The organism is Micromonospora sp. WMMD729, from assembly GCF_049315225.1.
Classification (GTDB): Bacteria; Actinomycetota; Actinomycetes; order Mycobacteriales; family Micromonosporaceae; genus Micromonospora.
Genome location: NZ_CP186059.1, coordinates 1,845,008 through 1,859,340, shown reverse-complemented (window position 1 = coordinate 1,859,340; position 14,333 = coordinate 1,845,008). Strand labels below are relative to the sequence as shown.

11 protein-coding genes are annotated in these 14,333 nt (G+C 72.6%); 4 read left to right on the top strand and 7 right to left on the bottom strand.

The genetic code is table 11. The features are described 5' to 3' along the window. The first annotated feature begins 16 nt into the window (after positions 1-16). Positions 17-1,039 (top strand): DUF4331 family protein, encoded by a 1,023-nt coding sequence (locus ACN263_RS08520; RefSeq protein WP_422739266.1) that lies wholly within the window; start codon positions 17-19, stop codon positions 1,037-1,039. 23 nt (positions 1,040-1,062) lie between these two features. Here the strand turns inward: ACN263_RS08520 and ACN263_RS08515 are convergent, their stop codons facing one another. The 3 genes from ACN263_RS08515 to ACN263_RS08505 all read right to left on the bottom strand — a co-directional run bounded on the left by ACN263_RS08515 (position 1,063) and on the right by ACN263_RS08505 (position 5,186). Beyond that, positions 1,063-4,017: a fibronectin type III domain-containing protein gene (locus ACN263_RS08515; RefSeq protein ID WP_422739265.1), complete on the bottom strand. Its 2,955-nt coding sequence runs from the start codon at positions 4,015-4,017 to the stop codon at positions 1,063-1,065. 204 nt (positions 4,018-4,221) lie between these two features. Then, entirely contained in the window at positions 4,222-4,452 is a 231-nt protein-coding gene (locus ACN263_RS08510) for a DUF2188 domain-containing protein (protein ID WP_422739264.1), read from the bottom strand. A 74-nt stretch (positions 4,453-4,526) separates the two neighbouring features. Then, positions 4,527-5,186 (bottom strand): M23 family metallopeptidase, encoded by a 660-nt coding sequence (locus tag ACN263_RS08505; RefSeq protein WP_422739263.1) that lies wholly within the window; start codon positions 5,184-5,186, stop codon positions 4,527-4,529. 79 nt (positions 5,187-5,265) lie between these two features. Between ACN263_RS08505 and ACN263_RS08500 the strand changes: the two genes are divergently transcribed. The 3 genes from ACN263_RS08500 to ACN263_RS08490 are packed head-to-tail and all read left to right on the top strand — an operon-like array spanning position 5,266 to position 8,975. Next, positions 5,266-7,680, top strand: coding sequence for a PEP/pyruvate-binding domain-containing protein (locus ACN263_RS08500; RefSeq protein WP_422739262.1), 2,415 nt, complete (start codon positions 5,266-5,268; stop codon positions 7,678-7,680). Between the two features lie 28 nt (positions 7,681-7,708). Further along, positions 7,709-8,380, top strand: a complete 672-nt coding sequence (locus ACN263_RS08495; protein WP_422739261.1) for a hypothetical protein — start codon at positions 7,709-7,711, stop codon at positions 8,378-8,380. A gap of 13 nt (positions 8,381-8,393) precedes the next feature. After that, complete coding sequence (locus ACN263_RS08490) at positions 8,394-8,975, top strand: TetR/AcrR family transcriptional regulator (protein WP_422739260.1); 582 nt, start codon at positions 8,394-8,396, stop codon at positions 8,973-8,975. Between the two features lie 89 nt (positions 8,976-9,064). Here ACN263_RS08490 and ACN263_RS08485 read toward each other — a convergent pair whose 3' ends face one another. The 4 genes from ACN263_RS08485 to ACN263_RS08470 all read right to left on the bottom strand — a co-directional run bounded on the left by ACN263_RS08485 (position 9,065) and on the right by ACN263_RS08470 (position 14,294). Beyond that, on the bottom strand, positions 9,065-10,381 hold the full coding sequence (locus ACN263_RS08485) for a hypothetical protein (RefSeq protein ID WP_422739259.1): 1,317 nt from the start codon (positions 10,379-10,381) through the stop codon (positions 9,065-9,067). A gap of 12 nt (positions 10,382-10,393) precedes the next feature. Next, a complete protein-coding gene (locus ACN263_RS08480) occupies positions 10,394-11,920 on the bottom strand; it encodes an alkaline phosphatase D family protein (protein ID WP_422739258.1) in 1,527 nt (508 codons plus the stop codon). A gap of 113 nt (positions 11,921-12,033) precedes the next feature. After that, on the bottom strand, positions 12,034-13,014 hold the full coding sequence (locus ACN263_RS08475; RefSeq protein ID WP_422740636.1) for a TolB family protein: 981 nt from the start codon (positions 13,012-13,014) through the stop codon (positions 12,034-12,036). Between the two features lie 5 nt (positions 13,015-13,019). After that, entirely contained in the window at positions 13,020-14,294 is a 1,275-nt protein-coding gene (locus tag ACN263_RS08470; protein WP_422739257.1) for an MFS transporter, read from the bottom strand. Positions 14,295-14,333: the final 39 nt, after the last annotated feature.

The window sequence follows — 14,333 nt, the reverse complement described above, 5'->3', positions numbered from 1 at the left end:
TCACGGGAGTGAGCCCATGTCGCACCACCTCGACACCCCCCTCGCCGCCCAGGGAGGTCAGCTCTACATCGACGACCTGTACGTCTTCGACGGCGACGGGGCGACGGTGTTCGTCATGGACGTCAACAGCTCGGTGACCCGGGCCGACATCAAGCGCGGCTTCCACGCCGAGGCCCGCTACGAGTTCAAGATCCATTTCAACGGGGCGGACGCCGAGGAGCTGACCTACCGCTTCGCCTTCGGCGAGCCGGACGGCGACGCCCGGCAGACCCTCCAGCTGTACGAGCTCACCGGCGCCGACGCCCGCGACGACGCCGCCATGGGCACCCCCATCGCCGAGGGCCGGACCGGCGAGGTGACGACCGGCCAGCGCGTGCGGATCTGGGCGGGCCGGATCACGGACCCGTTCTACGTCGACCTCGGCGAACTCGCCACCATCAACGGCGCGGTCAAGAACGGGGCGAAGGTGGACCGCGCGGCGTGGCGGGCCGACCAGGCCACGAACAGTTTCGCCGGCACCACCGTCGAGTCGATCGTCCTGGAGGTCTCCCACGACGAGCCGATGCTGCGTCCGGGCACCGAGATCGGCGTCTGGTGCCGAACCCTGCTGGCCACCGACGCGGGCGGATGGCGGCAGATCAACCGGGCCGGCCACCCCATGATGTGGCCCGTGTTCTGGCCGCACGACACCGACTTCTCCGACCCGGCGAACTTCCGGCACCCCCGCCAGGACCTGCCCGAGGACGGGGAGGAGATCGCCAAGGCCGTGGCCGGGGTCGTCGCGGCGAACGGCACCGCGCCGGACCCGCAGGCGTACGGCTGGAGCGTCGCCCGGGCGCTCTACCCCGACGTGCTGTCGTACACGGTGGGCACGGCCGCGAACTACGGCTTCGCGGTCCGCAACGGCCGCACCATGGCCGACAACGCGCCCGAGGTGATGTTCTCCCTGGTCCTCAACACGGGGACCACGTCGGGCCTCACCCCGGAGGTCACGAAGGCCGCCCGCGCCGACACCTTCCCGTACGTGGTGCCGGCCTAGGGTCTGTTTCATAAGAACTGGCCCTAGGCGACCGAGTGCGTCACGACCGCCACGTAGTCGCCGGCGACCTTCGCGGTCGGGAACGTCACCACCAGCGTCGGGTTCCAGGTGGCGGAGTTCGGGCCGCCGCTCTGGCCGGACCAGGCGGCGGCGGTACGCGGGCCGTCCAGCACCGCGCCGGGCTGCGGTAGGAACGTTCCGACGCCGGTGGTCGTGAGGGCCGGCCCGGAGGCGTACGTGATGCTGCTGTTCGGAATCGTCTCGGCCGGCGTGCCGGAGCCCGTCGTGAAGCTGGTGGCCGAGACGACGCTGACCCACTGGCCCGAGACGGGGCCACGGTCGTCGGTCACGGTCACCGCGCCGAGTTGGCCCGTGACGCCAGTCGCCTGGGAGGTGACGGTTCCGAGCGCGGAGATCGCCGGCACACTGATGGAGAGTCCGCCGAGCGGGTTGATGACCAGTTCGACGCCACGGGTGTCGGACTTGTCGAACGAGTCGGTCACCCGGACGGTGAAGGAGAACGTCCCGGCTGTCGTGGGGGTGCCGGAGAGCAGACCGGTGGCCGGGTTGAGGCTCAGGCCGGGAGGCAGGGTTCCGGCGCTGACCGACCACGCGAAGGGGCTCGTGCCGCCGGTCACCGTCAACTGGTACTGGTACGGCACGTACGCCTTGCCCGGTGGCGGGGGCGCGAAGGTCAGCGTCGGCAGCGGGTTGACCGTCACCGCCGTGGAGGGGTCCGACTGCGGACCGGTCCCGGCAGCGTTGCTGGCGGCCACCCGGAAGGTGTAGGTGGCACCGGCGGTCAGCCCGGTGACGACCTGGGTCGTGGCCGTGCCGACGAAGGTCTGCGGGGTCTGCGCCACTCCGTTGAGGTAGGGGGTCACCGTGTAACCGGTGATCGGCGAGCCTCCGTTGGCCGGGGCCGTCCAGCTCAGCCTGGCGGCGGTCGTCCCTGCGGTGGCCGAGCTGATCGCCGGCGCGCTCGGCAGGGTGTACGGGACCACCGCCGCCGAGGCGGGGCTGGCCGCGCTGGTGCCGTACGCGTTCACCGCCGCGACCCGGAAGGTGTACGAGGAGCCGGCGGTCAGCCCGGTCAGTGTGCGGCTGGTGGTGGAGGCGTCGAAGGAGAGGGTCGGTTGGACGACGCCGTCCCGGATCGGGGTGACCAGGTAGGTCGTGATCGGACTGCCGTTGTTCGCCGGCGCGGTCCAGCTCACGGTGGCGCTGGTGACGCCCGCGACGGCGGTGGGCGCGGCCGGCGTGGCGGGCGCGGACGCGTAGACGTAGGTGGCAGACCCGGCGGCGCCCCGGGTGACGACGCTGACCGTGACGGTCGCCGCGCTGGGCCGGGCGGGCATTGAGGAGATGCCGAGGGTGCCGTCGGGGTTGACGGTGAAGCAGCCGGCCGCCGGGCCGGAGGTGCACGGTAGCAGGAGCACCGACGTGCCGGCCTGCTGTTCGGCGGTCGTACCGATGGTGATCGCGGTCGCTCCGGTGAGGTTGCTTCCGCCGACGGTGACGGCGATGCCCCCGGCGATCGAACTCTGCGCCGGGGTGACGGTCACACCGGCGGGCGCGGTGGCCGGAGCGACCCCGGTGGCGATGCCGGAGTAGCCCGGGTTCGCGTCGACCGACGAGGAGGTCGCCACCGTGGCCGTCTGGATCAGGGCCGGCGTCACCCCGGTCGCGGTGACGGTGGCCACGACCGTGATCGGTGGCAGGAAGGTCCCGCCGGGGAAGGGGCCGTTGCTGTTGGTGCAGGTGATGGTCTGGCCCGATGGCGTGCCGCAGACCCAGCCGGTGCCGAACGCGCCGCGCGGCGTGACGCCGGCCGGGACGGTCTGGGTGACGGAGATGGGTGAGGTCTCGGTGGCGCCGGCGTCGACCCCCGCGGTGATCGAGTAGGTGACGGGGTCACCCGGTTGCGGGCTGGGGCCGACCGCGCTGGTCTGCGACACGTTGAGGTCCGGCACCTGGTTGAAGCTGACCGCCCGGGCTTCGTCGATCTCGTGGAAGTCGGTGACCGAGCCGGTCGAGCCCACCCACCCGAAGGCGAGTTGCCGGGGGTAACCGTCGGCGTTCAGCCAGGTCGGCGACGGATACAGGCTCGGCGACACCACCGGGAGCGCGCCCTGGAGCGTCTGCGCGGAACCGCCGACCGGGGTGAAGCGGATCCGGTACTGCCCGGCGGGAGTGGTGATCCCGGTGTCGGTGGTGTACGGGGAGGCGGTGGTGTTGATGACGACCTCGACCGGCACCACGGACGCCGCCCGGGTGCTGGCCCGCAGCGCCAGGGCGGGAGCCGAGGTGCTGCCGGCGGTGCTGTTGATCGCGCAGTAGCCGACGCCGTTGCGGCCCGGGCCACGGACCACGACCTGCCCGGGAACGCGTCCCCCCGTGGTGGAGATGTACGGCGGGTTCGTGCAGCCGGTGCCCTGGTACGTGCTGCTGCTGAAGTTGCCGAAGACGTCCAACCCGATGCCCAGGTAGCCGTTGGACAGGCCCGCCGACACGCCGTTGAACGCCGCCGAGTAGCCCAGCGAGCCGCCGGACTGGCCCAGGGTCGCCGGGGATCGCGGGTTGGCGGGGTCGACGGCGGCCAGCGCGAAGGCGAGGCCGTCCGCGCCCGGGTTGGAGCCGCCGTACTGGTAGGTGTTGAAGGTGAGGTGCAACCCCTGCGAGGTGGGCACACTCACCGCACCGAACACACCACCCTGCCGGTTGATCGTGGCGGGGGTGAGGCGCAGCTTGCCCGCGCCCTGCGGGTCGGTGGAGGTGGTGCAGCTCAGCAGCGGGCCCGTGGTGGAGTTGCCCGCCGCGCTCAGGCAGGCGGCGTTCGTCGCGCCGGCGGCGGGCACGCCCGGCACCGCCACCGGGCCGATGCCGTTCGCGGTGTTGTTGTGGAAGGGCTGGTCGAACAGGACGGACCCGACCGCCAGCGCCGGCAGTGGTGCGAGCGTCAGGGCTCCCAGGGTCACGACGACCATCAGAGCTGCGGTGCTCGTCGGATGAGACCGCCTCCGAAACGCCATGCTCACCCCCGCCGTCACTCCAGTCCCAAAAAGGACTTTAACTCCCAAAGCTCGCATTCGCTCTGGCTAGTCGGAATCGGCGGGAGCCGCACGAGACGGGCCGGCTCTCTCGGTCACACCGAGAGAGCCGGCCCGGAGACAGGCAGGTGATCAGCCCGCGATGTCGCGCGGGTCGCGGCTGCGCGGGTACGTGTTCTTCTCCCCGATCGTGCCGTCCTGCTTCTTGATCACGTGCTCGACGCCCCGGTCGGCCGCCATCTCGCGGCCCTGCGCCTGCGCGTCGGCCTTGGTGTCGTGCGTGGTGCTGGCGCGGTCGTTGCCCTCCGGGCGGTTCTTCCACTGCCCGTTCTCCTGGTAGGTGTCGACGTCACCCTTGGTCATCGTCAGCTCCTCCCCTTGCGTCTACGCGGTCACCCGATTCAGTGCCCCGAGCGGCGGCGGGCAAACCGCCGTCCTCAGGAGACGGCCGGGCAGTTGTTGCTCACCCGGCGGAGGATCTGTTCGCGCTCGTCGGTCGTGATGCCCGACGGCGTGCCGTCGAAGTGGGTCTCCACCTTGTCCCACCCTCGGCGCTGCTCGTAGTGCAGGTGCGGCGCCCCCGAGTTGCCGGTGCTGCCGAGCCGACCGATCTGTTCACCCTGGGCGACCTTCTGACCCACCCGGACCAGCGGCGGTTCGAGCAGGTGCAGGTACTGCGTCTCCCACTTGCCGCCGTGGTCGATCTTCACCCAGTAGCCACCGCCGCGTCCGCGCGGACCCTCCGGGTTCTCCGGGGTACGCCCACCCAGCGACCCGTTGATGCCGGCCACCGTGACCGTGCCGCCGTAGGAGGCCAGGACGGGACGCCCCCACGACTCGCCCTCGACGGGGAAGAAGTCGACGTCGTAGTCGTCGTGGCCGGGATAGGTGCTCAGTTGCCAGGTCTCCCCGCAGGCGACGGGCATCTGGAAGAGCGGGCGTGGACCCGCCGGTCGCAGCATCGGCACGGCCACCACGGCGACGCCGGCGACGGCCGCCACCGCGACGAGCGCGAGCAGCACGACGAGGGTACGGCGGCGGGGGCGGCGGTGGGTGCGGGCTCTGGTGGGGCGGCCGGTCGTCACCGGTCCGAGCATGGCAGACGTCGGCAATCCCCACCACTTTCACATTGCAGTTGCATCGTCAAGGCGCTACGGTCGACGCGATGCAGTCGTATTGCAACTGGGGGTCGCCGTGTACGTGCTCGCGTTGTCCGAGGTGACCGCCGACATGGGCGACCTGGTCGGCGGGAAGGCAGCCGGGCTGGGCGCGCTGATCCGGCACGACGAACGCGTCCCCGACGGGTTCTGCGTCACCACCGAGGCCTACCGGCGCGGGGTAGTGCCGGCAGCGGAGATCATCGCGGCGTACCAGCGGCTCGGGGGCGGCCCGGTGGCGGTCCGCTCCAGCGCCACGGCCGAGGACCTGCCGGACGCCAGCTTCGCCGGGCAGCAGGACACGGTCCTGGGCGTCACCGGCACGGCCGAGCTGATCGCCGCCGTCGAGAAGTGCTGGGAGTCGCTGCACAGCGACCGCGCGACCGTCTACCGCGACGCCCACGGCATCGACCAGCACGGGGTGGCGATGGGCGTCGTCGTGCAACGCATGGTCACGCCCGCGGTGGCCGGGGTGCTCTGCACCGCCAACCCACTGACCGGCCGCCGCGACGAGATGGTGGTCGACGCCGCACCGGGACTCGGCACCGCCGTCGTGGACGGCGCGAGCGCCGTGGACCACTACGTCCTCGACGGCGTGGCGGGCGACCAGACCGGATGCCTGACGTCCGCGCACCTGGATCTCCTGCGGGCCGCCGGCGAACGGCTGGCCGGGCACTTCGGCTGCCCGCAGGACGTCGAGTGGGCGATCGACCCGGACGACGTGCTGTGGTTGCTGCAGTCGCGCCCGATCACCAGTCTGTTCCCCCTGCCACCGGCCACCGGCAAGCCCCTCCCCCGCGTCTTCGTGGAGTTCGGGCACGTCCAGGGCATGCTGCGACCGGTCACCCCGATGGGCATGGCGACCCTACGGGCGCAGATCACCGCGATGCTCGCGGCGCTCGGTGTCCGGGTGGAGATCGTCGACATCGGTGGCCGCCTCTACGGCGACCTGACCGACCTGGCCCGGAGCAGGTCGTCGCGGCGACGACTGGTCAAGCTCATGGCCGTCGACTTCGGCCCTCGGGCACAGGCGGTCATGCAGCACGTCCTGGCCGACCCACGGTTCGCCCCGACCGGCGCCGGGCGCGGCGCGGCACGGCAGGCGGCGTCCCTGCGCACCGCCGGCCGGGCGGTGGTGGGCATCGTGCGCGCCCTGGCCCGCCCGGACGCGGCACGCATCCGGATGTTCGCGGCGATCGAGCAGCTCCGCGCCCGCTCGGTGGCCCCCGACGACCTACGGACCGCCGTCGAGCGGCTGCGCCACGTCGAGGCGCGCGGCGACACCGACCACAGCGACGCCATCATGTGGCCGATCGTCGCCGGCATGCTCGCCGCCGCGCTGCCGGCCGCGCTGCTCAAGGGCGTCGCCGGCCCGGACGAGATGCACGCCGTGCTCGGCGGGATGCCACACAACGTCACCATCGAGATGGACCTCGCGCTGTGGCGGCTCGCCCAGGGCGTCGGTGCGCACCGGCACCTGCTGCTCGACACCCCACCGGGCGAGCTGGCCAGCCGCCACCTGCGCGGCGAACTGCCCGACATCGGTATGGCCGGCTTCCTCGACGCGTACGGTCATCGGGGCGTGGCCGAGGTCGACCTCGGGGTGCCGCGCTGGGCCGAGGACCCCACACCGGTCTTCGCCGCGCTCGCCAACTATCTCCGGGTCACCGACCCGGAGCAGGGCCCCGACCAGCGCTTCCACCGTGCCGCCGCGACGGCGGAGACGGCGTTGCGGGAGCTCACCGCGCGGGCCCGCCGACGGCGGCCGGTACGCGCGATGATCGCCGGGTTCCTGCTGCGCCGCGCCCGTGCGTTGGCCGGCCTGCGCGAGGCCGGCAAGTTCGCCGGGCTGTACCCGCTGCGGGAGACCCGTCGACAGTTGCTGCTGATCGGGGCCGAGCTGACCGACGCCGGGCTGCTGGACCAGCACGACGACATCATGTTCCTGACCCTCGACGAGGTGCGTGTCGCCGTACACCAGGGTGTCGACCAGCGCGAGCTGGTCGCGTCCCGGCGGGCCGTGCACCGCCGCGAGCTGCGTCGCCGGTCGGTGCCGGTGGCGCTGCTGTCCGACGGCACCGACGTGGAGACCGTCCTGCCCCGGACGTCCGGCGGCGACGGGACCCTCGCCGGCGTGGGGGCGTCCGCAGGCCGGGTCACCGGCCCGGCCCGGGTCGTGCACGACCCGGCCACCGCGCACGTCGAGCCCGGCGACGTCCTGGTCGCCGCGACCACGGACCCCGGCTGGACCCCCCTGTTCCTCACCGCCGCCGCCCTGGTCACCGAGACCGGCGCGATCATGGCGCACGGCCCCACGGTGGCGCGGGAGTACGGCATTCCGGCCGTCATCTGCGTACCGGACGCCACCCGCACGATCACCACGGGCCAGCTCGTCACCGTCGACGGTGGCGCGGGCGTCGTGACCGTTCACTGACCACCACCCCTGTTCGAGGATGAGGACGATGACCGGGACGAGGACGCCGACCAGGGCGACCGTGGGACCGCTGCTGCGCCGGGCGGCCGTGAGCGAGGCCGCGATGTGGCGCAGCCTCTACCGGTGGGCGCGTCGCCGTCCCTTGCCGCTGGGTCCGGGCGACGAACCGTTCGGCTACCTCGGCGTGGTCAAGCCGATCCTCGGGATCTTCATCGCCCTGTCGGCCATCGAGATCCCGATCTTCGATCTGATCGTCACCAACGTGGTCCCCTGGCGGCCGGCCCGCTGGATCGTGCTCGGCCTCGGCATCTGGGGTCTGCTCTGGATGGTCGGCCTCTGGGCGAGCATGACCATCCACCCGCACGTCGTCGCCGACACCGGGCTGCGGGTGCGCAACAGCTCCGGCATCGACATCTGGATCCCGTGGGCGGACGTCGCCGCACTGCGCAAGCGCCACCGTTCCCTACCGTCGAGCAGGACCGTGCAGGTCGAGCCCGAGGGTGACCGCCAGGTTCTGCACATCTCGGTCGGCAGCCAGACGAGCATCGACGTCGTGCTGCGTCGGCCGACGACCTTCGACCTGCCCCGGGGTCGTTCCGCGCCGATGGACGAGCTGCGGCTGTACGCCGACGACCCTGACGGCCTGCTGCGCAGCGCCCGGGGCACGCCCGCGACGGCGGCTCCCGGCCACCCACTGTGAAACGATCGAAGCCATGCCCAAGAAGGTCGATCACCAGCAGCGACGCACCCTCATCGCGGACGCGTTGATGCGGGTCGCCGCGGACCAGGGCCTGGAAGCCGTCAGCCTCCGTCACGTCGCCACCGAGGCGGGCGTGTCCGCCGGGATGGTCCAGCACTATTTTCGGACCAAGGACGAGATGATGGCGTTCGCGTTGAGCGTGGTCCGCGAACGCAGCCAGCTACGGGTCACCGAGGCGGTGGCGCGACTCGGCGCGGACCCCTCCCCCCGGCTGCTGCTGCGCACGATGATCGCCGCTCTGCTGCCGCTCGACGCGCACACCCGCGACGACGGTCGGGTGGCGCTCGCGTTCCTCGCCTACACGGCGGTACGCCCGAGCGCCGCGACCGGCCTGCACGAGGGCACCGCGCAGCTCACCGCGTTCGTCACCAGCGTCCTGCCCGCCGGGCGTGGGGAGGTCGACGCGCGGGGTCTGCTGGCGCTGATGGAGGGGTTGGGCGTGCACCTGCTCGGTGGGCAGTACACCGCCGAGCAGGCCCTCGCCGCCCTGGACGCCCACCTCGATCTGCTCTTTGGCGCATCGGCCACGGCGTGATCCACTCGGTTTCATGGAAGTCGCGGTGTCCCCGGTAGCGGGACACCGCGACTTCACCGAACCCGACCGTCCTGCCGATGACGCCCGGCTCAGCGGGTCCTGACGGCCGCCCGCGCCTTGCGCTGGCGCAGTTCCTCGGCGGTCATCAACCAACTGGAGTTCGTCGCCCCGAGCCCGAGGAGCACCTGGTCGAAACCGTTGCCGTCGTTGTCGTCGGTGTAACAGAGGCTCACCTCGCCCCACGGCGACGCGGCGACGGCCAGGTGTTCCTGCCGACCCGTCGTGGTCTGGCTCAGCGCCTGCGCCGCCAGCCGGCCCGTGGTGCTGCCGTCCGGGTTGAGGCCGCGCGCCCAGACGTCCGGGTTGGCGCCGGGCACCGACCAGCCCACCACGACGTTGTCCTCGTCGTCGATGCCCACACCGGGAGCGACCGCCCCGGTACCGGTGGACACCTGCACCTCGTCGTGGCGCGCGGTGCCGGCCGCGGTGAACGAGCGCGCCCAGACGCCCTTGGTGCCGGTGTGGTCCGACTCCCAGCCGACGGCGTAGTCGCCGGAGTAGGTCGCCGCGACCGACGCCCGCCGCTGCTGGCCGCCGCTCTGCGCGTTGGCCGTCCGCCGGGACAGCACCACCGCGCCGTTCGACCGGGCCAGCCGGGTCAGCCCGATGTTGTACGAGCCGTTCGCGTCGGCGTCCTCGTCCCACACCACCAGCGCCTCGCCGGAGGCGGACACCGCCACATCGGGGCGGTGGTGCGAGCCGGTCGTCTGCGAGGCCGTCACCTCGTACCCCTTGGTGGTGGGCGCGGTGAAGCCGGCGGCCCTGACGGTGGCCGGCGCGGTCCCCTGCACGTCCTCCCAGACGACGGTGAAGCCGACGGCGGCGCTGGTGGGCGCGCCGTCCGGGTCGATGCCCACCTTCGGCCAGATCTGCTGGCCGGCGTCGCTGGCGTTGGCCTGTCCGGAGCCGAGGATCGCGCCGGCTGGGGAGATCACCCGGTACTGGATGTTGTAGACGCCGTTGCCGTCACCGTCGGCGGCCCAGACCACCACGGCGTTGCCCCGGTCGTCGAGCCCCACGTCGGGACTGATGTGCCGCCAGGCGGCCCCGGTGGTGCCGCCGCCGGAGAGCTTCAGCTCGTAGCCGGGCGTGCCGTCGCGGAACAGGCGTACGTAGATCTCGCTGTGGGTGTCGTCCTCCGGGGCGGTGCTGTCCCGGTCGTCCTCCCAGGCCACCGCGACCTGACCGGCACGGTTCATGGCGACGGCGGGCAGGTCCTGGTCGCCGGTGGCCACGCTGTTGGCGGTGGTCCAGGTGACCGCGTCGGCGGTCATGGCCGTCGGAGCGGGTGCCGGCGCGGTCGGCGCCAGCAGGGACACGGCGAGCAGAGTCGTGAGTGCGGTCATCGTGTGCTCCTTCTACCCGGCCTGCAGGCCGGGCTGGCCGTCGAGGATGACGAACGAGCGCACCGTCGACGCCGCCGCGCCGTGCTCGGTCACCGTGTTCACCGCGCGGAAGTCCGCGCGGACCTGGCTGCGGCTGATCGTGGTACGGACGTAGCCGCGCCGGTCGGAGTAGAACTTCAGGTGCGGGTTGGTGGCCGCGTTCGGGATGGTCGTGCTGCCGGTGCCGTTGCCCGTCGACGTGATCGAGGTGCAGACCAGCTCCGTGCCGATGGTGGCCGACGACGGGTTGGCGTAGTCGGCCTTCAGCTCGTTGGCCCACGACTTGTGCACGTCCCCGGTGAGGACGAGCGGGTTGCGCACACCGCGTTGCTGCCAGCCGGTCTGGATGCGGCTGCGGGATGCCCGGTAGCCGTCCCAGGCGTCCATGTTCGCCGCCCCGCTCGCCTCGAACTGGCGGGCGAAGAAGACCTGCTGGCCGAGGATGTCCCAGGTGCCGTAGTGCTGGGTCAGCCCGTCGAGGAGCCACGCCTCCTGGGTCGCGCCGGTCAGGGACCGGGAGGCCAGGTCGGCGTCCGCGCAGACCTTCCAGCCGTCGCCGCACGCCTGGTCGTCGCGGAACTGCCGGGTGTCGAGCATGTGGAAGGTGGCGAGCTGCCCCCACCGGATGCGGCGGTAGAGCGGGATGCTGTTCCCGCTCGGCGCGGAGGCGGGGCGCAACGGCATGTTCTCGTAGTAGGCGCGATAGGCGGCGGTACGCCGGGCGGTCCACTGGGCGGCGGTCAGCGTGGGGCTGCTGTCGGCGCGGACCATGTTCGCGTAGTTGTTCTCCACCTCGTGGTCGTCCGGCACCACCAGCCAGGGCGCCGCCGCGTGCGCCGCCTGCAGGTCCGGGTCGGACTTGTAGAGGGCGTACCGGCGGCGGTAGTCGGCCAGCGACACGATCTCCGCGCCCACATGCTGGCGTACCGCCGAGGTGTTGACGCCACCCTCGTAGATGTAGTCGCCCAGGTGCAGGATCAGCCCCGGGTTCTCCTCGGCCATCCGCCGGTACGCCGTGTAGTAGCCGGCCTCGTAGTGGGCGCAGGAGGCGAACGCCATCACCAGGTCGCGGCCGAACGTGCCGGGGGCCGGCGCGGTCCGGGTACGCCCCACCGGGGAGATCTGCCCCTGGGCCCGGAAACGGTAGTAGTAGTCGGAGTCGGCGGCCAGACCACCCGCTACGACGTGCACCGAGTGGGCGTCGGCGTACCGGGCGACCACCGAGCCGGAGGCGACCAACGACGAGAAGCGGTCGGTCGTGGACACCTGCCACTCGACCGTCACGTCGGCGTCGGCCATGCCGCCCTGCCCGTCGGCGTTGAGCGGTGAGGGTGCCAGCCGGGTCCACAGGACCACGCTGTCGGGTGCCGGATCACCCGACGCCACACCGAGTTTGAAGGGGTACGGCACCGCGGCGCGGGCACTCTGCCAGGGGGTTGCCGCGACGCCGGCGGCGGCGAGTCCACTGAGGACGAAAATGCGACGGCTGAGCCTTGTCATGGTCCATACCTTCGAGGCCGTCGATGAACGGCGAAGGCTGCGGCGCGGAAGCCGACGTGACGGGACGTTGACCGCGGCAAGGCCGTCAGGTGTCGCGCCCGGCGGCCGGGTCGTCAGGTCAGCGGTGCCGGCGACTCGGCGCCGGGGATCAGCAGTTTCGGCGTACCGGAGCCGTCGGCGGGGACGCCGAAGACGTCCGGCCGGCCGTCACTCTGGCGCAGCGTGTAGGCCAGCGTCGCGTCGTCGAGCCAGGCCGCCTGGTCGTCCACGCTGGCGGTCTCGGCGGTCGCGGTGATCCGCCCCGAGGTCAGGTCGAGGACCGACAGCCGCCAACCCTTCGTCGGGTCGGCGTCGATGGCCTGTTTGAACGCGATCCGGGTGCCGTCGGGCGACAGCGACGGGCACTCGACGTTCTCCCGCAGCGTCTCGACGGTCCGGGCGGCCACGTCGCCGCGTACCAGGTAGCGCTTCCCGCCGGTCGACATCGTCGCGTAGAACCGGTTGTCGTCGGCGGTGAAGGTGACGCCCCAGTAGTTGACGTCCGGGTTGCGGTAGGCGCGGCCGTCCCGCGTGACGGCGAACCCCTCCAGCGACGGGACGGTGGCCCCGGTGACGGTGTCGAGGATGCCGGTGCGGGTGGAGAAGCCGCTCGCCGTGTAGGAGTCGCCGCCGACGAACGTCGTCCAGGAGACCATCCGGCCCGACGCCGAGACCCGGGCCCGGTTGGGCAGGCCCGGCACGCTCAGCGTCCGCTTCTGGCGCAGCGCCGCGTCGAGCACTACCACCTGGTACGACCACGCGGTCGCAGGCCGCAGGCAGACGCCGGTGCCGGCCGCCGCGTACACCCGCAGGCACTCCAGACCCGAGACGGTACGCGGCCCGTCGGGGTCGGCGGTGGCGACGCTGGAGACGTACCGGTCGGTGATGGCCAGGAGGCGCGGGCCCGGCGTCAGGGTGACCGCCTGGTCCCCGGCGGCGGCGGCCGGTGGCGGGGTCCGGGGCGGCTCGGCGGCGATGGCCGCGTAGCCCACGGCCCCGCCGGCCAGCAGCACCGCCGAGGCGGCCAGCACACCGAGCTTGGCCCGGGTCGACATCGCGGTCACGGGGACACCCTCCGGGGGAACAGACGGGACGGGGAAGCCAGCAGGAGCAGGGTGACGACCAGGACACCGGCGACGGCCACCGCCGCCGCCCGGACCGCCGTCTGCGGTCCCCAGGCCTGCCAGGCGAGACCGAACAGGACCGAGGAGACGAGGTACGCGAGCGCCTGCCCGGTCTGCACCAGCGCGATCCCGGTGGTCCGCAGCCGGGGTGGCAGCACCGGCCCGGCGAGGGCGATGAGCACGCCGTCGGTGGCCGCGTAGAACGCACCGTAGAGCGCCAGCGTCAACGCGAGCGCCGGCCAGCCGTGCAGCGGTCCGGACAGCAGCAGGTAGGTCGCGCCGAGGGCGAGGTAGCCGCCCACCACCACCGGCAGCCGCCCGATCCGGTCGGCGAGCACGCCGAGCGGGGCGGCGAGCAGCAGGTACGCGAGGCTGGTGCCCACCGCCAGCAGCGGGAACCACCGCAGACTTAGATCCTCGCGGCGTTGCAGCACCAGGTAGACGAAGCCGTCGCCGATGGTGGCCAGGCCGAGCATCGTGGCGGCCAGCAGCAGCCGACGGGCCGGTCGGCTGCGCAGCAGGCCCCACGCCTCGCCGACGGAGACCCGGGGCTCGTCCGGCGCGTCCGCCGGCGCGCCACTCGGGCGCTCCCGGACAAAGAGCACGAGTACGACGACCGCCAGAGCGGCGACGCAGAAGCTGGTGACGAACACCGCGTCGTACGACTGCCCGACGGCCAGCAGGACGGCGAACGCGGCCAGCGGCCCGAGGAACGCGCCGACGCTGTCCATGGCCCGGTGCACCCCGAACGCCCGACCCAGTGCCTCGGGCGGGGTGGAGAGCGTGATCAGCGCGTCCCGGGGCGCGCTGCGGACGCCCTTGCCGAGCCGGTCGACGGCGATGACGGCGCCGATGGCGGGGACCGATCGGCCGGCGAGCAGCAGGCCGAGCTTGGCCACCGCGGAGAGCGCGTAGCCGACGCCGGCGATGAGTTTGCGCCGACGGAACCGGTCGGCGACGAAGCCGCCGACGACCCGCAGCAGCGCGGTCGCGCCGGTGTGGACTCCGTCGAGCACACCGAAGGCCACCGGGCTCAGTTGCAGGCCCAACACCAGGTAGAGCGGCAGGACGGCGGCCACCATCTCGGCCGAGACGTCGGTGATCAGGCTGACCGTGCCGAGCGCGACCACGTTGCCGCTGACCAGGGCGAGGCGGCGACGTCGCGGCCCGGGTGGGTCGGTGACCGGGCGGGAGACGGTCGACAGGTACACGCGCATCTCCTGTGCATCGGTGGGCGACGGTCAGCCATC